Origin of the sequence: Bdellovibrio sp. KM01, from assembly GCF_013752535.1 — a bacterium.
GTDB lineage: Bacteria > Bdellovibrionota > Bdellovibrionia > Bdellovibrionales > Bdellovibrionaceae > Bdellovibrio.
Genome location: NZ_CP058348.1, coordinates 2,368,083 through 2,391,001, shown reverse-complemented (window position 1 = coordinate 2,391,001; position 22,919 = coordinate 2,368,083). Strand labels below are relative to the sequence as shown.

Below are 22,919 nucleotides of genomic sequence, written 5' to 3'. Positions count from 1 at the left end.
AAGTCTATGCTAATGTAAAAACGCCTTTGAGGCTGCAACCGAAAAAAAAACGGAACCGAAGTCTGTGCGGGGCAAAGGTCCTGTGTTGGAATGAACTTGCATGCACTGTGATATCGTTTGCTGCTGGTTTGTAAATTCGGCAGTATTTATTAGAGGTTAACTAATTTGGAGGAATCATGAACCAAGCACCTGAGGAAACGAAGCGCACCCGAGCGTTAGTGATTGTTTCCACCATCTTTTTTATGTGGGGTTTTCTAACCTGCCTGAATGATATTCTGATTCCTCACTTGAAGTCAGTGTTCTCTTTAACCTATACAGAAAGTGCCCTCATTCAATTCACCTTCTTTGGCGCGTATTTCATTATGTCTCTGCCAGCGGGCAGTGTGGTGGCAAAAATAGGTTATAAGAACAGTATCAGCGCAGGACTTTTTGTTGCTGCGATCGGAACGCTTTTATTTTTACCCGCAGCCCGAGTGGAATCCTATCCGCTGTTTTTATTTGCGCTCTTTGTTTTGGCATCAGGAATTACGCTCCTGCAGGTTGCTGCAAATCCGTATGTGGTCTTATTGGGGTCAGAGGAAACCTCGTCCAGTCGTTTGAATTTGGCGCAGGCGCTGAATTCCTTAGGCACAACGGTGGCGCCAAAAATCGGTGGTTTATTTATTTTATCCGGTGTGGTGATGAGTGCTGATCAACTGGCGGCCCTTTCCATGACAGAGCAGGTCGCTTATAAAACTCAGCAAGCGCAATCCGTTCAAGGTCCCTATGCCGTGTTGACAGTTATTCTTTTGTTGCTATCAATCGGAATGTATTTGTTGCGCCTGCCAAACTTGAAAGAAGAAAAACAGGGGGAAGTGAAGGGGACGGCCACGTTTTCTGATGCCTTTAAACATTCGAATCTGGTTTTAGGCGTGATCGCATTGTTTCTGTATGTGGGGGCGGAAGTTTCCATCGGAAGTTTTTTGATCAACTTCATGTCTCAAGCAGATATTTTAAATGTCAATGAAAGTGTGGCGGCGGGCTATGTGCCTCTGTACTGGGGCGGTGCCCTGGTCGGAAGATTCGTGGGTTCATTTTTGATGAGGAAATTAAATGCTGCAAAGATGCTGGGAATAGCTGCAAGTGTTGCAACTGTTTTGGTTGGCTGTGCAGTCATGGCAACCGGTCCCGCAGCGGCGTGGACTTTACTTGCCGTTGGCTTGTTTAACTCCATCATGTTTCCGACGATTTTCAGTCTGGGGATTCGCGGTTTGGGATTTGCTACTGAAAAAGCTTCCAGTCTGTTGATCATGGCCATCGTCGGCGGTGCGGTGATCCCACTCGTCCAAGGGGTGATTGCGGATCGAATGGGGCTGCAGCACGCATTCCTGTTACCAATGATCTGTTACGTTTTCATTTCTTTCTATGGATTCAAGGAGGGGCGTCGTGTCACTAGGGTTGACTGAGATGGTCTCGGGGCCGTCTAATAGGTTTATGAGAATTTCAAAAGCACTTATTATCGCAGCCGTTCTTGTTCCTTCACTTTCTTTCGCCGCTCGTTTGTCCGACGGGAAAGATCATATCAAGTTGTCGGGCAAAAAAATCAACACGACTTTGGATAAAGGGTTTCATTTCTCTGTTCCATCTCCATCAGGTCTTTATATCGATGGAGAAATGGGTTCCATTGATCCAGTTAAAAAAACTGAAAAGTTGATTCAATTCGATGCGACGAAAGCAGGCGATAAACCTTTCACAATCAGTTTCTATGTTTGTGATGATGCCAAGACAGTTTGTGAATCTCACGAAGTGGCTTTGAAAATCGTAAAGAAAAAACTGGTTAAGCTTGATAAAGAAAAACCACAAATGGTGAAGCCTGAAACAGGTGCGCCAGTGGCTCCTCCTGCGGATCCAAAATCAGTTCAATAGTCATGCAGGTTGCCGAGCTGAATATTTATCCATTAAAGTCTGCACGAGGCCAGTCTTTGGCCGAAATGAAGATCACTCACGAAGGCCCCGAAGGGGATCGTGAGTGGATGCTTGTGGATGAAAGTGGCAGGTTTATTTCGCAACGAACTTTGCCTAAGCTTGCCACAGTTAATGCCGTCTTTGATCCGACGTCTTTGACTTTGGCTTTTGAAAAGATGTTCTTTAAAATCGGTCGCAAAAGTTCCTTTAGCCGCGAGGTCAAGGTTCAGGTGTGGAATGATTCCTTCACTGCAGCTCTTGAGCCAGATTTGTATTCACAAGCTCTGTCTCAATACCTGGGTGTGAATGTTCGCCTTGTCCGCTATGCGCCATTTTCTCAGCGCCGTGTTCTTTCAACACAAAAAGAGTGGAAGCCCGAAGTTCGCTTCGCCGATGGCCGTCCCTTGCTGTTGGTAAATACCAAAAGTCTGGAAGATTTGAATTCAAAACTGCCGAGTCCCATTCCCATGAACCGTTTTCGTCCTAATATCGTTGTTCAAGGCAACCAGGCATTTGAGGAGGATAAGTGGAAAAGAATCAAAATCGGCAATGTGATCTTATCCCAGCCAAAACTAAGTGCTCGCTGCAACGTCATTACGATTGATCAGCAGACGGGCGTTTCCACTGGTCCAGAGCCGCTGAAGACCCTTGCAGCCTATCGTCGTGATGGCACCAAGGTGAACTTTGGAACTCTGTGGATTCCTGAAAATGAGGGGACGATCCTGATGGATTCCCCCGTGGAAGTTCTTTCCTGATCTCGTTATACAATTAAAAAAAAGGGATCCCTGCGGATCCCTTTAGTGGTTTTAAAGTGGTATTCAGTGGTTATTGCACGCAGCTGTATGCTGCTGAGTAGGAACCCTCTTCTAGGTTTGCCGCGAAACTTACTGTCGTACCGCTGATAGAGTAACCGGCTGCAATTTTATTTCCTTTGCTGTCGATCAAAGAGAAGTCGATATCACCGTCACCGTTAGCATCAACAGGTTGGCAATTCAAATTGATCGACTTCACCAGCTCCACAGTTTTCGTACCCATTTTGCTTAAGATCGAAGTGTAATCTGTCGCACAGATCGAACCAATCAAGCCACCAGTCAGTTTAGACATTGCTTCATAAATTGGAGCAACCGCCGCCGTTGTGCACGCTGTGTCGCTAGGTGCTTTAACGATTGAGTTAAACATAAAGACTTTTTCAGCTCCGAAGCGCTCGCGAACTAGTTTAACCAGATTCTCGGGAACGCTTTTCTCGGGAGCAGAAGCGCATTTGCCGTTTGAACATTCGTCTTCGTCAGAGATAGCGATCACAATCAGTTTCGACTTTTCGCGGAAGAAATCTTGATTTGCCGGAGTGTTTGCAGTGCGCTCGATAGCACGGTAAGAAGCGTTGATAGAGCGTTCGCTACCATCACCTAGAAGACCTACATTCACCGCCGCAGCTAGCATTTTCTGAGCGTCCGCCAGCGAAGTTTGGCCCGCTTTCAATACGAAAAGGCTGCCAGAATCAGAGTCAAACGGGCGGAATTGTCCATCACCCCATGCGCGGGATGATTTATCAGGAGCAATCGTGTTCACTTTTGGATCTGTTGTGGTCAATGCCACATGCCAGTTTGCATCTTTAATGATGTTCATGAACCCATTGATTTTTGCGGAAATACCCTTTTGCTCGGCGTCCATGGAGCCTGAGTTATCGACGACGAAAAGCACGTCGATATCGGAGTTCGCTTTAACGTCAAAGCTTTGAGAAACGCTTTGATACTTTACGCCACCACCGCCGCCATCGAGGGAAGCAAGGTTCTGCTCAGACGTCATGAAATTAACGTCAGGCGCGCAAGCACTCAGTAGCATGCCGGATGTAATAGCTGTGATGTATGCAACGTTTAGATTTCTCATTTGAATTCCCCCACACCATAAGACATTGCAAGGTGGGGGCCAGCCGTACTCCACGTAAATTCGTTCCAAGTGTTGAACTAGGAAACATCGTCTAAAATACTGATAGTGTTTTCGCAGGCTTTCTTGATTTGAGACGGGGAATTCACATAAAATTCATTCCATGTGTGCAAGTTATGGGGCGGCCAGCGAATTCAATCTGTTACATAAGACCTACAAGGTAGAGCTTCCACCTATTCATTTCGTTCCAAAACAAATCATTTATCCTCACACACCGGCTCCAGTCATCGTACAAGAGCACCAGGAGCGAAAGCTTCACCTGATGAGTTATTCTCTGGTGCCTTCGTGGTCAAAGGTCAGAAAGCCCCAATTTGCGACTTACAACGCCCGCGTTGAAGAAGTTTTAAACAAGCCTTCCTGGAAAAAACCGTTCGAATCAAGACACTGTCTCGTTCCGATACGTGAATTTTACGAAGCGGCCTACACGGGAACTTTTGCCGGGAATTGGATTTCGATCAAAAGCCACGATCATGAGTTGCTAACGGCGGCGGGAATTTGGGATACATGGCAGGATCAGCAGACGGGGGAAGTGGTGGATTCTTTTGCGATCATCACGACGGAGCCCACGCCAGAGATTCTGACGGCGGGACACGATCGCTCGCCGCTCTTTTTAAAAGCAGATGCTTTTGATGAGTGGTTGCAGGATAAAAAATCCGGTGCAGAGTGGGTGAAATTTTTGAAAACGCAGCGTGACTTTCGCAAGCTGCATTTTGAATCCCGCGAAAAACTTAAAGGTTATACTGGCCAGATGAATCTGTTTGACGACTCAGATGAATGACATAAGATATTTTTCATCGGGGGCGTTGATGTTTAACTTTATCTTTTTGGCGTTTGTAAATCTGAATTCAGCATGGGCCTGTTTTGCTCCACCTCAAAGTGCGATGGTACCTTTGGAGGAAATGGTCAAGTCCAACGAGAATATTTATGTGGCAGAAGCGGTCCATGTTTCTCGCACAGCCCGATTGCCGGTTTTTAAATTCAAAGTTGTTGAAACTTTAAAAGGTAAATCCGTTCCAACGTTGAAAATCGAAGGTCACCGCGCGAAAGACAAGGAGTCTCTTTCGGATTTTGATGGTCACAAGGATGAAAATTTTTGGAACAAAAATACTTCAGGTCGTTTGATCAATGATCCTTCGTGTGAAGTGCAGCCGACTTTTACCAAAGGCACACGCTACCTTATTTTTCCTAAGCAACCGTACACGTATAAGAGTCTTGAGATCGTGAAGACAAATGATGATAAGTTTTTGCAAAAAGTACGTGAGCTGATTATAGCCCAGAAAAAGTAATTCGAAGTACAAAGCGAGCCGTGCCTCATATGCTCGGGGTTCTCGACTGAAGTCGCTAAAATTAAGCCTCGCAGCAAAACAACCGTTCGTTGATGAACATTTCAATTGTGCCATGTTTTTTCGACTCTCTTGATTTGATGTGTGCAATGCTGTCTTCTTAATCTGTTAGGGGACAATATGGGCACAGGAAAAACGACGTCAAATAGAGAAGACGCTGAGGTACTTCAAAACGAAAGTTTTGAGGCTCTGGTGCAAAGTGTTGTTGATTATGCGATTTTTGCTTTGGATCGAAATGGATTTGTGAGCACTTGGAACGCGGGTGCTCAACGGATCAAAGGTTACACCGCTGACGAAATTCTCGGAAAACATTTCTCTACCTTCTATTCTCAAGAGGCCATTGATCTTGGGCACCCGGAACATGAATTAAAAGTGGCTGCGGAAACAGGCAGATTTGAAGAGGAAGGCATGCGCCTTCGTAAAGATGGCACTATGTTTTGGGCGAACGTGGTTCTTACGGCTCTTTATGACAAGAATCATAAGGTAAAAGGCTTTTTAAAAGTTACCCGAGATATCACAGATCGCAAAAACGCTGAACAGCAGCAAAAAAAATTAAATTCAGAACTTGAACTGCGAGTCTTGGAGAGAACGTCTCAACTGGAGCTAAGAGAGCGCGAACTTGAGTTCGCAAAAGACCAGGCCGAAAAAGCCAACGCCGCTAAAAGTACTTTCCTGGCAAACATGAGTCATGAAATTCGCACGCCTTTGGGGGCCATTCTGGGGTTCTCGGAAATGATTACCGAGGATGGCGCATCTCCCGAGGAAAAAGAAACCGCTAAAGAAGCGATCCTGCGCAATGGTCATCTGTTGATGAACTTGATTAATGACGTCTTGGATTTATCAAAAATCGAAGCGCACAAAATGGAAATCGAAAAATCCCGCATACGCTTTAATGATTTAAAAGAAGAGCTGTCAGCAACCTTCACTTCTCCTTCCAGAACTAAAGGCATTGGATTTGATTTGTCTTTTGCCTCTGAATTGCCGGAAACGTTGGTCACGGATCCTGTCCGTTTAAAACAGATTTTGTACAATCTAATTGGCAATGCGATCAAGTTCACTGACAGCGGCAATGTGACCATCAAGGTTTATCCCCGTGGCAAAGAATTTGTAAGCTTCGCAATCACGGATACGGGAATCGGTATCGCGGAGGAGCAGCAGCAAATCTTGTTCAGTCCTTTTCAGCAGGCAGATTCTTCCATCACCAGATCATTCGGTGGGACAGGGTTGGGGTTGGTGCTGTCTCGCAGTCTGGCGCAAGCGTTGGGCGGGGATCTGGATTTGTCCAAGAGTGCTCTTAAAGAAGGTTCCACTTTCGTCTTAACGATTCCGATCGTCGATAAGAATGCACCCGTTGATGAAGTTCCCGTTTATAACGGCACAAATACAGATAAGATTGCTGCCAAGATTCTGGTCGTGGATGACAATGCGGATAACCGCCGTCTCCTGAGTATTCTGCTTAGAAAAAATCACTACGTTGTCGAGACGGCTGGCGACGGTATCGAGTGTCTGGAAAAGCTTCCGGTCTTTGAACCGAATCTGGTTCTGATGGATTTGCAGATGCCGCGCATGGATGGCATCACGACCGCAACAGAGATGAAGCGACGTCATTACCGAACTCCAGTGATCGCCTTAACCGCCAATGCCTTAAAAGAAGAAAAAGAGCGCTGCCTGGGGCTGGGCTTTGCGGAGTATCTGACCAAACCGATCAACAAAACCCAAATCGAGCAGGCAATTCAAAGAAATCTGGTCACAGTAAGATAAAAAAGGGCAGGTGGTAAACCTGCCCTTTTCATTTTGTTATTTAGGATTCGATTACGGAGTGATCAAGTAATCCGGAGAGCTGATCACTTGATTGCCTTTTTCATCCACAGAGATTGCGTTGATCAAATAGTAGATGCCGCGAACCAGACCGTCCAATTGAACTTCATGGTTTGTTACCAGCTCTGAGTTTAACTCAGTGTAAATAACCTCACCCGTGAAGAAATTTGAAATCTTCAATTGGCTTGTTGATTTGATATTTGTTTTCCAAACAATCGTTGCGCGTGGAGCTTCAACAGACGTTGCGATCAGGTCAGTAATCTGCAGTTTTTCCTCTACGCAAGGGTTGGTTTTTTGCTCTGGCATTTTAAAGTTGGCGTTAGCAATAACTTTCCAACCTGTGTGTTCCAGCCACTTCGTAACCGCTGTCGGTTTTTCAGTTTTAGGCGAATAGAAAAGCTCATTGCCACGTTGACCACATACCCAGTTGTCTTTGTAGGACTTCTGGAAGGCTTTTACGTCCTTATGGTATTTCCACATCAACACATTCGAGATGTGATAACGAGGACCTTGATAGTAAAGAACCTTGATTGGTACTTCGGTGTCTTTTTTCATTGTCAGAGTTCTGAATGTGCAACCAAAGCGGGAAGGATGGTTACCGTCATTGTTAATCAATTCTTTCCATTGATCATTTTCTTTAAAGAACACGCGGGCACCGTCGTCAGAGATGATACCTAATTCGTATTCACCTTCTTTATCGTCAGCACCTAATTTAAGGATGGAATTGTACTCCACCGCGAAGTTTTCGATCAATTTATTACCTGAACCGTCAACCAGTGTCGCGCCACCTTCAGTCGTGAAACCTTTCGTGAACATGCGAGTTGGAACATTGATCGAAGCAAAGTAAAGATTCTGATCCAAACGGATCCCTTTACTATAGTAATCCATCACACCATTGACGGTTTTCATCTCTTCACTGCGAATATATAGTTTCGCGGCCAGACCGCTGGTGCGGGATTCTGAAGCTGTACCAGATAAAGGATCACAGACTGTTTGATCTGGATTATCCGGGAATTCAAAGACCGCATTAGGATCCACCCCATAGTTGTTACCATGATAGGTACAGCTGATCTTTTTTAATAAGCCTAATGTCTTACGTAACTCTTCCAGGCTTTGTTGTTCGGATTTAGCAGTAGAGTTCGATCCTGAACTAGCCGGCGTACGGCTTTCCTGTTTTACAGGGGCGCTAAAAATGGATTTGAGAATGTCGCCAAGTGAAATGGCGTAAGCAGGGGAGCATGCTAAAGAAGCTACAAGCAAAGCAGCAGTTTTTTTCATTTTTACGTACCTCTTACGTGAATAAATAAATGTTACCACGAATAGAACGATAAAAAAGCTTTGCGAATTGTTAATACTATAGTGAGACAAACAGCGGAATGTTTTGGAGTCAAAGATCAATATTATTTTACAGACCGAGCTTGGATTTTATCAAATTGAGATCTTTTTGTAAGTTCTCGTTTTGTTTCCTAAGCGCTTCGTTCTCAACTTTAAGTTTTTCAATCTCAGCGCGATCCAAAGTCTTTTGTTCCTCAACCGAAGCAAGGCGACGTTCGTGCTCTGTGATTTTTTCTTCAGAAGCCGTGACTTTATAATAGAGTGATTTCACTGCTTCGATCAGAGGAGCCACTAAGTGATCGTAAGCCACAGCTTTCATGCCGGTCTTTTCATCCGTGACGACGACTTCGGGATAGATCTTTTCAACATCTTGAGCGATCAGACCGACTTGGTGTTTGTCACCGAAACGGGCCGTGTCGATGTAATTATAAGAAACTGCATCAAGCTTCAAAATATTTTCGAGAGAATTTTGCAGAGGCTGAATGTTCTCTTTTAATCGTCTGTCAGAGGAAGAAGTACAGCCAGAAATAGTACAAATCTGAGTTCCAGCGATTCTGTAGACGGATCCTGTTGATAAGTTTGCATCACCACTGACATCAAGGCGATAGGCTGGAACGCCTGTGCCGATTCCGACATTGCCCGTCGACGTCATAATGAAGTTAATTCCCTGAGACGTGGAGTTATCTGCTTTGGTCGTAAACATAATACGACCGCCATAACCGTTGGCACCGCCGGAGCCATCGGTAAGGACCTGAATGCTTGCCAGGTTCTTCGAGCCTAAATTGTTGTAAGCATTAAATGTGACTTTACCACCGGAAGTGCCCGCAGCTACTGTGGCAATATTATTGTTCATTTCGAGTACGCCAGTGTCGGAAGTAGTTGTTCCGGGTCCATTTAGTGTAAGAACACCTGGGCCCGCAGCCGCGACCATATTTGTGATCGTTCCACCTAAAGACGCAGCACCATTTGTATCGATCAAGAAGCGTGTTTTTCCAGCGGTCTCATCGTTTAAAGCAAATACACTCGCACCATAAGTTGAAGATAAACTTCCAGTGTTCAATGAATAGTTTCTTGAAGAATTTGTATTAACTATATGCAAAGTCGTGCCTCCCGCAAGAGCAGAAGACAATGTCAATGGGACGTTCGTGTTCGCGGTGGAGCCAATTCCCACGTTACCCGCGGCATTGATATGCAGGCGGGTGGCGCTGTTTGTCTTAATGTTAAGACCATAGCCATCTGTAAGACCTAACGTTGCATCAGCGCCGAATGTATTACCACCATTTGCAAAGTAATTTGGAGTGGCCCATCTTAAACCCGTTGTTTGTGCAGAATCAGCAGTCAGAATCTGGCCCGTAGTACCCACACTCAACACTGAAGGCGCAGAGCCTGAGTGAGAAATCAAATCACCCTTAGCTGTCATCGGAGATAGGGCAGCGAAGGCAGCACTCGCAGTGGAAGCTCCCGTACCACCTTTAGTGATTGGAACCACCGCAGACAAGTTCGCGGGATCCAGTGCCGAGCAAATCCAGCCGGTCACTGTCCAAGTCGGAACATGGCCCGCTGTCGAGCAAGCAAAGCTGGCGAATTTGCCCGTGGAATCTTGGATCACGATGCCGGCCGTGGCGTTTACCATACCGGTAAAGTTCATATCGGTGCCAACGATAGTGCCATCTGCAATTTTAGCGCTTGTTACTACACTGTTTGCCAAAGTTACGGCAGCAGAACCCGGGCCCGTGGCAGTTACATCTCCCGTTAATGATGAAATGTAATTTCCGGCAGCTTGTTTCGCGTTGAAAGCATCGTAATCAGTTTTGCTAATTAAACCAGCGGTAACGCCAGCTCCAGAGGCCATCGGAATATTTAAAACGTGGCTATTAGAAGAGGAAGACCAGGACAAACTCGTTCCTGCTGTTGTCGGTGTTCCAAAAGATTGTGAGGAACCTGATTGACCATTCAAACTTGTAAGTCCCGCACCCGCAACACCCACAGTTTGTGTCGCAGAACCGTCCCAGTATTTGATTTGATTGCTGGTAGAGTTGAACCAAACTTTACCCTTGTCGGCAGTCGAAAGAGAAGGGTCGACAGAGTTATTAGAAAGGTGAAACTGGCCGCCAGTGTTCATCGTAATGAAACCGATATTAGTAATGTTGTTGCCACCCATACTAATGGCACCAGACATCGTTCCACCTGCAAGTGGAAGTTTCGTTGTATCCGTAGTCGAAGGAGTCGTCCAAGACAGAGTCGATCCGCTTGAAGTAAGAACCTGACCAGCTGTAGCGCCGGACGGGAGGATGCCTGTCAGTTGTGAACCATCCACCGCTGGAAGTTTTGCACTGGCATCAAGTTTCACAATCTGATTTGCAGCCGTACCATAATTGACTTTGATGACACCGGAAGAAATCAGAAGACCCGAAGTCGCAGCATCAGTCATCGGTTGCACGAGACCTTTAGTGCTGTAAGTTGCATCGCCAGGTGAAGTACCCGTGCTATCATCTGCCACAGCCCACTTGCTGCCGTCATATTTTAAAATTTTACCGGATGCGAGGCCCGTTGTGTCGACAGTAACACCTTTGATTTTATCAACCGAAGTCGCGGTTTGCGTACCAGAAACATCTCCCGCCAATGCGCCGGTGAAATTCACAGCTGTCTGTGCAGATTGTGCAGTCAGTGTGTTGCCAGCATAAGCTGATATCAAACTATTCAAAGTCGTATAACGGGAAAGAATACTTTCCAGATTCGCCTGAGTCGTCGTTTGGCTGGAGTTGACTTGTAGGAATTCAGAAGCCCCTTTATCAGCCAGTTTTTGCGAGTTGATCGCAACGGGGATATTTCCGATTTGCACATCAGGAGTCAAATCCACACCGTTCACAGTGATTCGTAAAGCGCGAGTCGTAAATCCCGTCATCGTCGCAGCAGAAGAGCCATTACAATTCACACTTCCTGCCGAAGCAAAGATGCGGTCTGCAGTGTTGTTCGTTGTATCTGTGCGAGTCCCTGTTCCCACAATCACGGAAAACTCACCGGCGGATCCTGGGACCACGGATTGTGTTTCTGAATACATCACACAAGCCCCGTAAAGGATTTGAAAACCCACAGTTTGAGTGGTCGTGATGGGGGTGCCAGTGGAGTCGGTCAAAAGTCCTTCGTAAGTCAGCAAAGACCCTGGCGACACGGCAAAGGCCGTATTTACCAACAAAGTCAGCAGTGCTGAAATAGAAAGGATCTTTTTCATTCAGCAACCCTTCCCCAGATTTTGTAGCCACCACCGGAAGCGGTGTCTTGTTTGTGCGAAAGGATTCTGCCTCGTAAAACTAGGCCGGTAGCTGTCTGAACACTTGCCCCCGCCAAGATGGCTTGTTTGATTTGCGCAGGAGGCACAAAGCGGATGTTCACATCCTTCACGATTTGATTTCCCGACCGGGATGTTGCGCGAAACTTCACGGTGAAGCTGTCGCCGTTATTGATCGTCATCGTGCTCATCGGCGGTTTGCTGTTTGAAAGAGTGATTTTGTATTCGCCATCTGTCGAACAAATCACGTAAGACGCATCATACGTCGAGGAATTAAACCACGTCGTGCCGCCATCGAACGAAAGGTCGACGTTGTTGATAAAGCGAGAACATTCAGCTTTCAGTGAAATTGTCGTAAGTGTTGAGGTAACAACTGAATTTGTTGGTTTAAATTCAAAAGTGTCCATCGGACGCAAAAATGAAACCTTGGGATCTGCATCAGAACATCCCATAAGTAAAAACAAGCTGAACAGGGTAAACAAATACCCAACAATATTTTTTTGCATCTACTAGAAATATCGGAATAATCCAATACTTACTGAAGTACTACTAAGCAATGAATCTCTTACTGAGACGATGAAAGCGATACGTAAGTAGGATCGACGCAAATATGAGGCCTATCAAAAGTCCTATCCATATTCCGATGGGACCTACGCCCAGGTGGAAAGCCAATAAATAGCCTCCGGGCAGGCCCATAATCCAGTATGCAAAGAACGCAATCACACTGGGCCACTGCGTATCGCTCATGCCACGAAGAGCGCCAATGGCCACCGCCTGTACGCCATCAAAGATTTCAAACAGTGCGACCACAACAAAGAATTGCGCCGCCCAAGCGATCACATCAGGGTCATTCACGTAAAATGTCGGGAACCAATGTCTGAAAACCAAAAAGCCCAATCCGCAAAGACTCATATAAGAGCCACCCAAAATAATGGCCGTAAAGCCTGCATGGCGAGCCAGTTTATAATCGCCTCGGCCCAGTTCAAAGCCCACGCGAATGCTGGAGGCAATGCCGATACCCAAAGTTACCATGAAGCTTGTACTCGCCAGGCTTAAAGCAATTTGGTGAGCAGCCAAAGGAATCGCACCAAACCAACCCATCATCACAGCGCACGAAGCAAACGCTCCCACTTCGAAAAAGAAAGTGAAGCCATTGGGAATTCCCAGGCGAATGATGTTTTTTAAAATCTGTTGATCGTAAGAGTGAATCCACGGGAGTGTCAGATGTTTTTTGAATTGCGGATGAAGATGCACATAACCAATCATCGCTATCATCATCAAAACACGCGCACCCAAGGACGCCCACGCAGCACCCACCAGACCCAATTTTGGAAATCCGTGATAACCGTTGATCAAAAGATAATTTCCGGCGACGTTAATCAAAACACCACCCAGCATGACGTACATCGCAACTTTGGTGCGGCCCAGTCCATCGGTGAACTGTTTGTAGGCTTGATAAATTAAAGACGGCACAATCGACCACGTGATAACTTTATAGAACGCAGAGCCCTCGGCTAAGACTTCAGGTCGTTGTCCAAAAATGTGCAAGTGGGGGAGCAACCCTAAAAGGATTGCGGTTATAATAACGCCAATACCTAAAGCCACAATCAAACTGTGACCCAGAAGAACTCCGCCGCGAGGATGGTCCTCCTGACCTTGAGCATGGGCAAACATCGCCGTGATCGGGGCGAGCATTCCTAATCCGAAAATCAAAAATACGATAAAAACACTGCTCGCAAAAGCAGAAGCGCCCAGGGCCACCGGCCCCAAGTGACCGACCATCAATGTGTCAGCCAGCTGGATCAAGTTCTGACCAAGCTGTCCAACGATGATAGGGCCGGCAAGTTTTAATAAAAGTTTAGACTCGTGTACGGTCTCAGATCGCAAGAACTTCATGGATTTCCGGGAACAATTCTTTCATGCGAACTTCGATACCGTCTTTAAGCGTTGCTTGAGAAGAAGGGCAGCCCGCACACGCACCACGCATGTGGATGTAAAGTTTGTTGTTCTCGTACTTATTGAAAACAATGTCACCGCCATCGAGAGCTACAACAGGACGAATTTCGCGGTTTAAGACAGATTTAATATTGCGCACCATGGGGGAGTCGTTGGGATCATCAACATCTGTGTGTTGCACGATTTGCACGACCACAGGTTCTTTGCTGTCCATATGTTCCTGAATCAAGCTACTTAATGGGTGGGCCAATAGTTCCCAATCAACCCAGTCTTGCTTGGTCACAGTGATGAAATCAGTTCCCACATAAACCGAGCTTGTCCAAGGGAAGCCAAAGATTTTAGAGGCTAAAGGAGAGCGGTCGGCTTCTTGCGCAGAAGGACAATCAAAACCTTCATCTGCTACTTTCGTATGCAAATGGAACTTCATAGTTGCCGGATTTGGTGTTGCTTCGAAAGAAACCTTTTGTGCTTGCGTTTGTGTGCTCATCTTTACCTCGAGGGAAAAATCGATGCCCACAGTATACCACAGAATCCGCTTTGGAAAGGAAATTGCTGCGTTGCTCGCTATGATGTCCACGCTTGATTATCCCTAGAAAGTTCACTAACGTTGAGCCCGCTAATTAACTGGATATTCACATTTTCCATCATTTTCTGGAGTACACATGACACCAAGAGTTAGAGAGATTTTGAACTGGTACGGAGCTGACAACCCAGGCGTTTTGACGAACCTGGCTCGCATTATGAATCACGGTAAATTGGCGGGTACTGGTAAGATGGTTATCTTGCCTGTGGATCAAGGTTTTGAGCACGGTCCAGCACGTTCATTTGCGAAAAATCCAGATGGCTACGATCCTAATTACCACGTAGAACTTGCGATTGAATCTGGTTGCAACGCTTACGCGGCTCCACTGGGTTTCATCGAAGCGATCGCTCGTGACTACGCTGGCGAAATCCCATTGATCTTGAAAATCAATAACTCTGAATCACTTTACGGCAGCAAAGCTCCGATCTCTGCAGTGACGTCTTACATTGACGATGCTTTGAGACTGGGTTGTGTGGGTATCGGTTTCACAGTTTACCCAGGTTCTGCTGAACGTAAGCAAATGTACGAAGAAATTGCAGAAGCATCTCGTCTTGCAAAACAAGCGGGCCTTGTGGTTGTGATCTGGTCTTACCCTCGTGGTGAGCAACTTTCTAAAGAAGGTGAACAAGCTATCGACGTGATCGCTTATGCTGCTCACATCGCAGCTCAATTGGGCGCACACATCATCAAAGTTAAACCGCCAACAGCTCACATCGAGCAAGCAGCGGCTGCAAAAGTTTACGCTGAACAAGGTATCAAAGTAACAACAATGGCTGATCGTATCCGTCACGTTGTTCAATCTTGCTTCAATGGCAAACGCATCGTGATCTTCTCTGGTGGCGAAGCGAAAGGCACTGAAGAGCTTCTGAAAGAAGTTCAAGAAATGGGTCAAGGCGGCGGCTTTGGTTCGATCATGGGCCGTAATGCTTTCCAACGTCCTAAGAAAGAGTCTATCGCTCTTCTTCATGGTGTTATGGAAGCCTTCGCTGGTAAAAAACTTTAGTCATAAATTAGGTATCTGGTAACTATGTCGATTCAAGAAAATCCGCTGCGCGCGGAGAAACGTAAAAAATTGCACGCCCTTCGCGAGAAGGGCATTAATCCTTATCCTTATTCTTTCGAGAATAAAACAGCGATCGCAGAGATCGTTGAAAAACACGCAGCGGGATTGCAGGCGGGCGAGAAGAAGCCTGAATCAGTTTACCGTATCGCAGGTCGTTTGATGACTTTGCGTGCGATGGGTAAGGCCTGCTTCTTTAACGTTCAAGATCAGTCTGGAACAGTTCAGGTTTACGTAAAAACCGAAGAATTGGCAGAAAAAGAAAAAGCCGCATTTGAACTTGTGGACCTGGGCGACATCGTGGGTGTTGAAGGTTACGTTTTCAAATCGCAAAAAGGCGAATTCTCCATTTACCTAAAACACTTCGAAATTTTGACGAAGTCTATCGAACCATTGCCCGAGAAATTCCATGGCGTGCAAGATATCGAAATCAAATACCGTCACAGACATTTGGATCTGATGACGGATGCGGATTCTCGTAAAGTTTTCGAAACTCGTTCTAAAATCATCTCTGAAATCCGCAGATTCTTGGATTCTCGTGGTTTCATGGAAGTGGAAACTCCCACACTTCAGCCTATCTATGGTGGTGCCGCGGCGACTCCGTTCACAACTCACCACAAAGCTTTGGATATGAAGTTGTACATGAGAATTTCCCCTGAGCTTTACTTGAAACGTCTTTTGGTGGGCGGCTTCGAAAAAGTTTACGAAATCTCTAAAAACTTCCGTAATGAAGGTATCGACAGAACTCACAATCCTGAGTTCTCTTTGCTAGAGTTCTATGAAGCGTACACGGACTACAACTATCAAATGAACCAATTCGAGGAACTTGTTTCTCAGTTGGCTTTGAAAATCACGGGCAGCATGAAGGTTTCTTACCAAGGTAAAGAAATCGATTTCACGCCTCCTTGGAGACGTTTGACTGTTCATGATGGTGTTCGTGAATACGCGAAAATCGATCCAGATAAAGCAACGGACCAAGAGTTGTTCGATGCCGTTAACAAAATGGGCGGTGACTTGGATGCTCCAGGTAAACGCGGCGAAATGATCATGGAGTTGTTCGAGCTCACTGCAGAACAACACTTGTTCCAGCCAACATTTGTTATGGATCATCCAAAAGAAATCTCTCCATTGACGAAAATTCACAGAGGTGATGACCGTCTGGTAGAGCGTTTCGAGCCATTTGCAGCTTGCATGGAAATCGGGAACTCTTATTCCGAGTTGAACGATCCAGAAGATCAATTGGCACGTTTGAAAGAACAAGAGGCAAACCGCGGTAACGACGAAGAAGCCCATCCAATGGATGAAGATTTCTTGTTGGCTATCGATGCGGGTATGCCACCAACAGGTGGCGTGGGTCTCGGAATTGAGCGTATCGTGATGATCCTGACAGATCGTCCTTCGATCCGTGATATTATATTCTTTCCTACCATGAGGATAACTAAGTAAAATAGGGGAAGCGGCCCTCAAGGCACCAGCTGACGGCGTTGCTCGTCGTCGGCGTACAGGGAGTACGCCTTCCTCCTCGCGCCTTGCATCTGGTACCTTGATGACCACTTGAAGTGAGTCTTTTTTGGGGAGTACTTATGAGAAATGTTTTTGGTGCTTTGTTTCTTCTTCTGGCCTTTGTTGGCTGCCAAACGAAACCTACCAAAGTTACGTCTGAACAAGGTGTTGTGGGTGCTCCTGAAAAACTTATGGAAGGTAGTCCTGTCATTCTTGATGTCAGAGCTCCGTTTGAGTTTAACCTTTCTCATGTGCCGGGAGCGATCAATGTTCGCTGGGAGGACTTCTCTTCTCAGGATCCGAATTCCCGTGGCGTTTTGCAGGATGATCTGTTTGCGATTGCACGCAGACTTTCTTTGATTGGTATTGATCCTGATTCCAAAGTTGTGATTTTGGGTAAAGGTTCTTTGGGGAATGGTGAAGAGGGGCGTATCGCTTGGACTTTGAATGTTCTGGGCGTTAAGAATGTTCACACGGCTCTTCATACGGTCGCCCGCGCGACAAATCCTAAAGGTGATGAGCCTTTGGTTAAAAATAAATCCATCTGGAAGCCAGTGGTTGATGAGTCTTTGTTCATCGATGCTCGTAATTTCAAGGCCTATGCGACTCAGCAGCTTTCTCCTTTAAAAATGACGGGGAAAAAGAAACATAAAAAAGCCATGGACCTGCCGGTCAGTTCTTTGTTTGGCATGAACTTTAACGATGCGAAAAACAAAGTCGTGATCTTGGATGTGCGTGCAGCGGCAGAGTATGGAATCAATAATTTGACGAAGTATAAAACCGTCAAAGCTCCCGTCGTGCAGCTTGAATGGAAAGAGTTTTTTAACGAAGACAATTCCGTGAAGAAAGATATCGAGAAAAAATTAGAATCCAAAGGCATCACCAAAGACAAAATTGTTATGGTGATCAGCAATCACGGTGTTCGTTCTGGTGCCGTGACGTATGCGCTTCGTGAATCAGGTTTCCGTCAAAGTGTGAATTTTGCCGGAGGCTATGAGCAATGGAAATAGACTCTCAAGATCTGATTCAAATCCTGTCTGACAATATCAAGCTGTATGAGCACCTGGGAATTACCGTTGAAACGTTAAATTCCCATCGTGCTGTTTTAAAAGTCGACCTGCAAAAAAACCTGAATCACAAAGGGACGGCTTTTGGTGGCAGCCTTTATGCGACGGGTGTCATGAGTGCCTATGCTTTGGTTTTAGCGGGATTGAAATACTATAAAATCGAAACAGAAAATATCGTGATTGCAAAAGGTGTGATTGAATACCTGCGACCGATTGATTCTGATTTTAGAATTCTTTGTGAATTTCCCAGTCTCGAGGAAGAAAAGTCCTTCTATCAGGAGCTTCAAGATAAGAAGCGCGTGCGCCGCGATTTGAAAGTTCAAATATTTAAGGACGGCGGTTCAGACGGTCTGTCCTTAGGGGCCGGGGCAGAGTCAGCCCCCGTTTCGGGAACTTTGGGGGCTTCTTTAGTGGGTTCTTTCGTCGTCAGGATGTGAGAAAGCGTCGTCAGGATCTCTGACTTTTTCACAGGCTTTACCATATACATATCACAACCAGCCACGATCGCGCGTTGAAGGTCTTCAAGGACTGCCGTCGCGGTGAGGGCTACGATCGGTGTGTGACCCTTGCGGTTCTCTCGTTCATAGTGGCGAATCATTTCCGTGGCTTTATAGCCCGACATGATCGGCATCTGCATATCCATAAAGACCAGATCGTATTTACCTTCTTTAAATTTCTCGACGGCTTCTTTGCCATTTACGGCCTCGGTGAATTTGAATGGCTGATTTTTCAAATAGTGAGTCAAAAGCAGGCGGTTGTCTTGAGAGTCATCTACTAATAGTAATGAGAATGTCCTTCCCGCAAACTGTTCGGCCCAATTTATAAGGGGTGCTGGTTTTACTTCTGCTGTACTGACCTCTTCTGGTCGGTGAGGCAGAACGATTCGGAATGTGGTGCCCCGGCCTGCCAGACTACGAAGCTCCAGTGTGCCGCCCATGATTTCCACCAGATTTTTGGAGATGACCAGCCCTAGTCCCGTGCCGCCATAGCGCCGGGTTGTGGTGGCTTCCGCTTGAAAAAACGGAGAGAAAAGACTGCTTTGTTTTTCTCTGGGAATACCGATGCCGGTATCGCGGATCTCGAGCACGAGTTCAGGTTTGGCGGTGTTTTCATTTTCAATCTGCACGGCAATGTCGACTTCACCTTCTTCGGTGAATTTCAAAGCATTTCCAATCAGATTGAATAGAACTTGGCGCAGGCGAGTGGGATCGCCTTTTTGATAAAGCGGAACTTTTTCATCGATATGCAGTTGAAAATTAAGTCCCTTTTCTTCGGCTTTGATTTGCAGAATTTCAAACACCGAGCGCACGGTGCTGTGTAGGTTGTAAGTGATGTTTTCAATCGAGAGGGCTTTGGCTTCAATTTTTGAAAAGTCTAAAAGGTCATTGATCAGGGCTTTTAGGTTTTCACCTGCATGACTGAACAAAGTCAGATAGCGTTCCTGGTCCTTTGAAAGATTGGTCTCTTTCAAAAGTTCCAACATTCCTAAAACGGAATTTAACGGAGTGCGAATTTCGTGACTCATACGAGCCAGGAATTCTGATTTCGCACGGGAAGCTTCCTCGGCCTGTTCTTTTGCGCTTTTTAGTTCTTGCTCTGTATAGCGCAGGCGATCGATTTTATCCGTTAGTCCTGAAACTGCGGCACCGGCCATTAGTGCGGAAAAGCACAAAGTTAAAAGTGTGGCGGGAGTTTGTACCGCTGAAAAGTCCTGGGGCCAGGGATTACCCATCAGAATCGGCATGGCCAAAGCTAAAAATGATACCCAGGTGTTTACAAAGATCGCCGTTTTTAATCCGTACCAGCTTGCGCAGAACAGAACCACGATGCCGTAGGCGTACCAGGATTGAGAGATCGGAAGTTTAAAGCTGATACCCAAACTGATCGCCAGCAACGAAACCATCACCAGCTTTTCGCGACGAGACAGGTGATGAAACCAGCGCATCTCGACATTTTCCGCGGATGTGAATTTTGACAAAAGTTTTTTGTCTAGCCATGGTGTCAGCAAAATCAAAAGCGGCAATGACAAGATCACACCACTCATGAAATTTCCGATTAAATTTAAAATACTCGTCCAAATAAATTGGTCGCGATTGATTTGACCCGCGCCCAGCAGTATTCCCTGTACTCCCAATGACAGCAATACTGATGGGATGATGATTCCGTAAAGCGCGTAAAGAGAAATGCCTTTCGGTGAAGGGCTCCAACCATCAGTTTTAAAGCGCTCTTTGACCAGCATCCAAGATAAAGCCACATGCAAAGTTTCTGGAAGGGCCGCGAGGGGATAGAACAAAGGATTTGTAACTCCCCACAGGGGGGCACAGATCGTGGCATTTAAAAAAAGTGGAATTAAAACGCCCGGTCCCCACCACAGAGTCATGGGAATTGCGAGAGCAACCGGGAAGTTAAAATAGGAAGCCCCGGTCGTTGCGATATAATTTAAACTGAGATGAGTGTTGATCTGGAAGATTGCAAAGCACAAAACCCAAATCCACCACGGCAAATGCTTCTTCGTCATGTCTCCATTTTAGAAGCTATTTGAAAAGCCGCACTTCAAGATTTTGGTAAGTGTGAAGGAACAAAGACAAGCCGGACATTACTCCGGCATACCTGCATCGATCCAACGTTTAAGATAGTCAGCCTCAGCGGGCGACAGCTGCATGTTGACTCGCGGAGGAGGCATGATGCTGTCAGTAAGGCCCGGCACTGTGACTTTATACAAGAAACTCTCGGCACCCTGACCTGAAACCACGATCGGTTTGTCAAAAGCGTCCTTCGCATCCAGGATGTGGGCGATGGAATCCAAGCGAGGATCCTTAGGGCGTTTTGCCAATTCACTGTGGCAGCTTAGGCATTTGACATCAAAAAAAGCCATGCGCAGATTTTTATAACTCAATTCCAACTGGCCCAAATCCGGTTGTGGAAGTGGATTTGTCGGAGGTGGGGTCGGAGTCGGCGAACCACCTGGCGGAGGTGGAGGCGGTGGCCCCGGAGGACCCGGCGGTTTTGGCGGCGCAGGAGGTGCTCCTGGAGGTGGCGGCAGCGGTGATCCCGTTGGAGACGGTGTCACTGTCGGAGCCGCTGTCGGCGCCGGTGTCGGTTTCGCAACCGTATTACACTCGGGGATTTCCTTCACACGTTGAGCCGCGCGATTGTTCGTTTTGTTATCGAAATACGATTGAAGAATTTTAAGTTCGCAAGCAGTCAGTGGCTCATAGCCTTTGCGGCGAGGCGGCATATCACCGGCCTCAACGGTCGCCATGATATCATCGCGCACATTATACACGCGCTCTTCCGTGTCCAAGATCGGAGCTTTGGAAGAGTGGCAGTCCATGCACGTTTTCAAGGAAGTTTTGCTTACAACGTAATAGTCGATCAATGATTCAGAGAACTCATTCACCTTGGGAGCTTTAAGAATGATCTCGCCGGTCTTAAACAAGCCCATCTCTTCCATGGCATAGCCACACCCCGAAAGGGCCAAAGAGATTAATGTTGTTTGTAAAAGAAGAACCCAGGTTTTCATCACTCGCAGTTTTACCAAAGGAAACGGCGGCTTGGGAGAGGAAGAATCCCTTAAAGAAAAACTTGCTGAAGTGTCACAAATTTTGACACTGGAAGGGTCACTCTAAGAATAAAAAAAAAGCCCAGAGTTGGCTCTGAGCTTTAAAGTTTTAAATAACTGGATTTACTTGGACTTTTTGATCTGCAGAGACTGAAAGTTCGCTTGGTGCGATGCCGGTTTGCGATCGCTGCGAGCTGTGTTTATGCACTCGAAGCGTTGAACGTCGGAGAGCTCTTTTTCCTCGCCGCATTTATCCAAGGCTTGGGGATTGTAACTTTGCCCCTGAATAGAATCCCAGCATTTCCAGAATTGAGCGTCGTCTTTTTGCAGGTTGCAAACTGTCACCGCGTACCAATCGACGTTTTCGTTTTTTTGTACTTTTTCGCGGCATAGCTCTGCATCTTTTTCGCCAACGAAGCGGTCACAAATTCCCGGTGGGTTCGTCGGCTCTAAAGCCAGAGCAATCAGAGGAATTAATGCGATCAAAACGATAGAGTGCAAAATGTTTTTCATTGTCCTACGCAACCTTAATTTTGAAGAGTACCGAATAAAGAGCTTTCAACATGTCGGGATCATAGCGACCCGCCAATTTCTCTTTCATCATCGTTACTGCATCTATCGGCGTAAGTGGGACATTATATGAGCGCTGAGTTGTCATAGCATCATAGGTATCCGTGATGGCCACGATACGAGCGAACGGGTGGATCTCGTCACCCATCAATTGTTGGGGGTAACCGTTCCCAGACCAAGACTCATGGTGCTCAAAACAGGCCGCTTTAATTGCATCTGAGATGTTCGGGTGGTTGTTCAGGATGACTAGACCATACTGGGGATGCATTTTCATTTGCTCCCATTCAGCATCCGTCAGTCCGCCTTTTTTGCAGAGAATATCAAGGCTTACATTGCGTTTACCAATGTCATGAAAAAGTGCTCCCACGCCCAGCTCTTCCAGCTCTTTGGGGTTATAGCCCATGGCTTTACCTAAACCCAGGGAATAGATGGATACATCCAGGGAGTGATTGTAGGTATAAAAGTCATGCCCTGATAGAGAGATCATGAAGCCCATCGCTTCCGGGGCATTTTCCATCAAGTCGATAAAATCCGTGATGATCGGTCGGGACTCATCTAAGGCTTTGTTCACATCTGGATTTTCAAAAAGATCTTCCATCAACGCCACTGACGATTCGCGCAGGATCTTTGCTTTCGCAAAAGGATCCAGCTTATCAGAGTTCATTTCCTCTTTAACCCAGTCGCGGTAAGTCTGTTTGTCTTCCGTGCGCACAAAGAATGAATCCCCTGTGTCACGAGCATGCAGACGCTCGATTTTCCCGTCGGAGAGCTTATCTCCAGCGCGGAGGTACATGATGTACTTGCCGTCCACCTGCAAAAAGATGTCAAAGCTAGTGACTTTATCAGGACGGATAGTACTGAGGCGAATTCTGAAATATTGAGCATCGGTCATAGGGAAATTCTGCCATGAATACATTGACTTAGAAATAAAATCCGCAATACTGA

20 protein-coding genes are annotated in these 22,919 nt (G+C 46.3%); 10 read left to right on the top strand and 10 right to left on the bottom strand.

Annotated features, from left to right (window positions below; translation table 11 throughout):
- Window positions 1–176: 176 nt before the first annotated feature.
- Genes fucP through HW988_RS11660 form a run of 3 tightly spaced genes read left to right on the top strand, consistent with a single transcriptional unit; the run spans window position 177 to window position 2,699 of the window.
- Window positions 177–1,445 carry an L-fucose:H+ symporter permease gene (gene fucP / locus HW988_RS11670; protein ID WP_181604435.1) on the top strand — a complete coding sequence of 423 codons (1,269 nt, stop codon included), beginning with the start codon at window positions 177–179 and terminating at the stop codon, window positions 1,443–1,445.
- 28 nt (window positions 1,446–1,473) lie between these two features.
- A complete protein-coding gene (locus HW988_RS11665; RefSeq protein ID WP_181604434.1) occupies window positions 1,474–1,905 on the top strand; it encodes a hypothetical protein in 432 nt (143 codons plus the stop codon).
- 2 nt (window positions 1,906–1,907) lie between these two features.
- Window positions 1,908–2,699, top strand: a complete 792-nt coding sequence (locus tag HW988_RS11660) for an MOSC domain-containing protein (RefSeq protein ID WP_181604433.1) — start codon at window positions 1,908–1,910, stop codon at window positions 2,697–2,699.
- Between the two features lie 70 nt (window positions 2,700–2,769).
- Here the strand turns inward: HW988_RS11660 and HW988_RS11655 are convergent, their stop codons facing one another.
- Window positions 2,770–3,831: a hypothetical protein gene (locus tag HW988_RS11655; RefSeq protein WP_181604432.1), complete on the bottom strand. Its 1,062-nt coding sequence runs from the start codon at window positions 3,829–3,831 to the stop codon at window positions 2,770–2,772.
- 160 nt (window positions 3,832–3,991) lie between these two features.
- Here HW988_RS11655 and HW988_RS11650 point away from each other — a divergent pair, with 160 nt between their 5' ends.
- The 3 genes from HW988_RS11650 (at window position 3,992) to HW988_RS11640 (ending at window position 6,992) form a co-directional block, all read left to right on the top strand.
- The gene (locus HW988_RS11650) at window positions 3,992–4,666 is read left to right on the top strand and encodes an SOS response-associated peptidase (RefSeq protein ID WP_181604431.1); all 675 of its coding nucleotides are present in this window, start codon (window positions 3,992–3,994) and stop codon (window positions 4,664–4,666) included.
- Window positions 4,667–4,694: 28 nt separating this feature from the next.
- A complete protein-coding gene (locus tag HW988_RS11645; RefSeq protein ID WP_181604430.1) occupies window positions 4,695–5,174 on the top strand; it encodes a hypothetical protein in 480 nt (159 codons plus the stop codon).
- Between the two features lie 177 nt (window positions 5,175–5,351).
- Complete coding sequence (locus tag HW988_RS11640; protein WP_181604429.1) at window positions 5,352–6,992, top strand: response regulator; 1,641 nt, start codon at window positions 5,352–5,354, stop codon at window positions 6,990–6,992.
- A gap of 51 nt (window positions 6,993–7,043) precedes the next feature.
- Here HW988_RS11640 and HW988_RS11635 read toward each other — a convergent pair whose 3' ends face one another.
- The 5 genes from HW988_RS11635 to HW988_RS11615 form a co-directional block, all read right to left on the bottom strand.
- A complete protein-coding gene (locus HW988_RS11635; RefSeq protein ID WP_181604428.1) occupies window positions 7,044–8,327 on the bottom strand; it encodes a PA14 domain-containing protein in 1,284 nt (427 codons plus the stop codon).
- Between the two features lie 127 nt (window positions 8,328–8,454).
- Complete coding sequence (locus HW988_RS11630) at window positions 8,455–11,616, bottom strand: tail fiber domain-containing protein (protein WP_181604427.1); 3,162 nt, start codon at window positions 11,614–11,616, stop codon at window positions 8,455–8,457.
- Window positions 11,613–12,179 (bottom strand): hypothetical protein, encoded by a 567-nt coding sequence (locus tag HW988_RS11625; protein WP_181604426.1) that lies wholly within the window; start codon window positions 12,177–12,179, stop codon window positions 11,613–11,615. The genes HW988_RS11630 and HW988_RS11625 overlap by 4 nt, the downstream gene beginning before the upstream one ends.
- A 43-nt stretch (window positions 12,180–12,222) precedes the next feature.
- On the bottom strand, window positions 12,223–13,569 hold the full coding sequence (locus tag HW988_RS11620; RefSeq protein WP_181604425.1) for an MATE family efflux transporter: 1,347 nt from the start codon (window positions 13,567–13,569) through the stop codon (window positions 12,223–12,225).
- Entirely contained in the window at window positions 13,550–14,116 is a 567-nt protein-coding gene (locus tag HW988_RS11615) for a NifU family protein (RefSeq protein WP_181604424.1), read from the bottom strand. The genes HW988_RS11620 and HW988_RS11615 overlap by 20 nt, the downstream gene beginning before the upstream one ends.
- A gap of 175 nt (window positions 14,117–14,291) precedes the next feature.
- Between HW988_RS11615 and HW988_RS11610 the strand changes: the two genes are divergently transcribed.
- The 4 genes from HW988_RS11610 to HW988_RS11595 all read left to right on the top strand — a co-directional run bounded on the left by HW988_RS11610 (window position 14,292) and on the right by HW988_RS11595 (window position 18,279).
- On the top strand, window positions 14,292–15,215 hold the full coding sequence (locus tag HW988_RS11610) for a class I fructose-bisphosphate aldolase (protein WP_181604423.1): 924 nt from the start codon (window positions 14,292–14,294) through the stop codon (window positions 15,213–15,215).
- Window positions 15,216–15,239: 24 nt separating this feature from the next.
- Window positions 15,240–16,718 carry a lysine--tRNA ligase gene (lysS, locus tag HW988_RS11605; protein WP_142700671.1) on the top strand — a complete coding sequence of 493 codons (1,479 nt, stop codon included), beginning with the start codon at window positions 15,240–15,242 and terminating at the stop codon, window positions 16,716–16,718.
- Window positions 16,719–16,855: 137 nt separating this feature from the next.
- Entirely contained in the window at window positions 16,856–17,785 is a 930-nt protein-coding gene (locus HW988_RS11600; RefSeq protein ID WP_181604422.1) for a sulfurtransferase, read from the top strand.
- Window positions 17,776–18,279 carry a YiiD C-terminal domain-containing protein gene (locus HW988_RS11595; RefSeq protein ID WP_181604421.1) on the top strand — a complete coding sequence of 168 codons (504 nt, stop codon included), beginning with the start codon at window positions 17,776–17,778 and terminating at the stop codon, window positions 18,277–18,279. The genes HW988_RS11600 and HW988_RS11595 overlap by 10 nt, the downstream gene beginning before the upstream one ends.
- Here the strand turns inward: HW988_RS11595 and HW988_RS11590 are convergent.
- The 4 genes from HW988_RS11590 to HW988_RS11575 all read right to left on the bottom strand — a co-directional run bounded on the left by HW988_RS11590 (window position 18,162) and on the right by HW988_RS11575 (window position 22,866).
- The gene (locus HW988_RS11590; RefSeq protein WP_181604420.1) at window positions 18,162–20,360 is read right to left on the bottom strand and encodes an ATP-binding protein; all 2,199 of its coding nucleotides are present in this window, start codon (window positions 20,358–20,360) and stop codon (window positions 18,162–18,164) included. The genes HW988_RS11595 and HW988_RS11590 overlap by 118 nt on opposite strands.
- A 78-nt stretch (window positions 20,361–20,438) precedes the next feature.
- Window positions 20,439–21,365 (bottom strand): c-type cytochrome domain-containing protein, encoded by a 927-nt coding sequence (locus HW988_RS11585; RefSeq protein WP_181604419.1) that lies wholly within the window; start codon window positions 21,363–21,365, stop codon window positions 20,439–20,441.
- Between the two features lie 162 nt (window positions 21,366–21,527).
- Complete coding sequence (locus HW988_RS11580) at window positions 21,528–21,917, bottom strand: hypothetical protein (RefSeq protein WP_181604418.1); 390 nt, start codon at window positions 21,915–21,917, stop codon at window positions 21,528–21,530.
- A gap of 4 nt (window positions 21,918–21,921) precedes the next feature.
- On the bottom strand, window positions 21,922–22,866 hold the full coding sequence (locus HW988_RS11575; RefSeq protein WP_142700665.1) for an HD-GYP domain-containing protein: 945 nt from the start codon (window positions 22,864–22,866) through the stop codon (window positions 21,922–21,924).
- Between the last annotated feature and the right edge of the window lie 53 nt (window positions 22,867–22,919).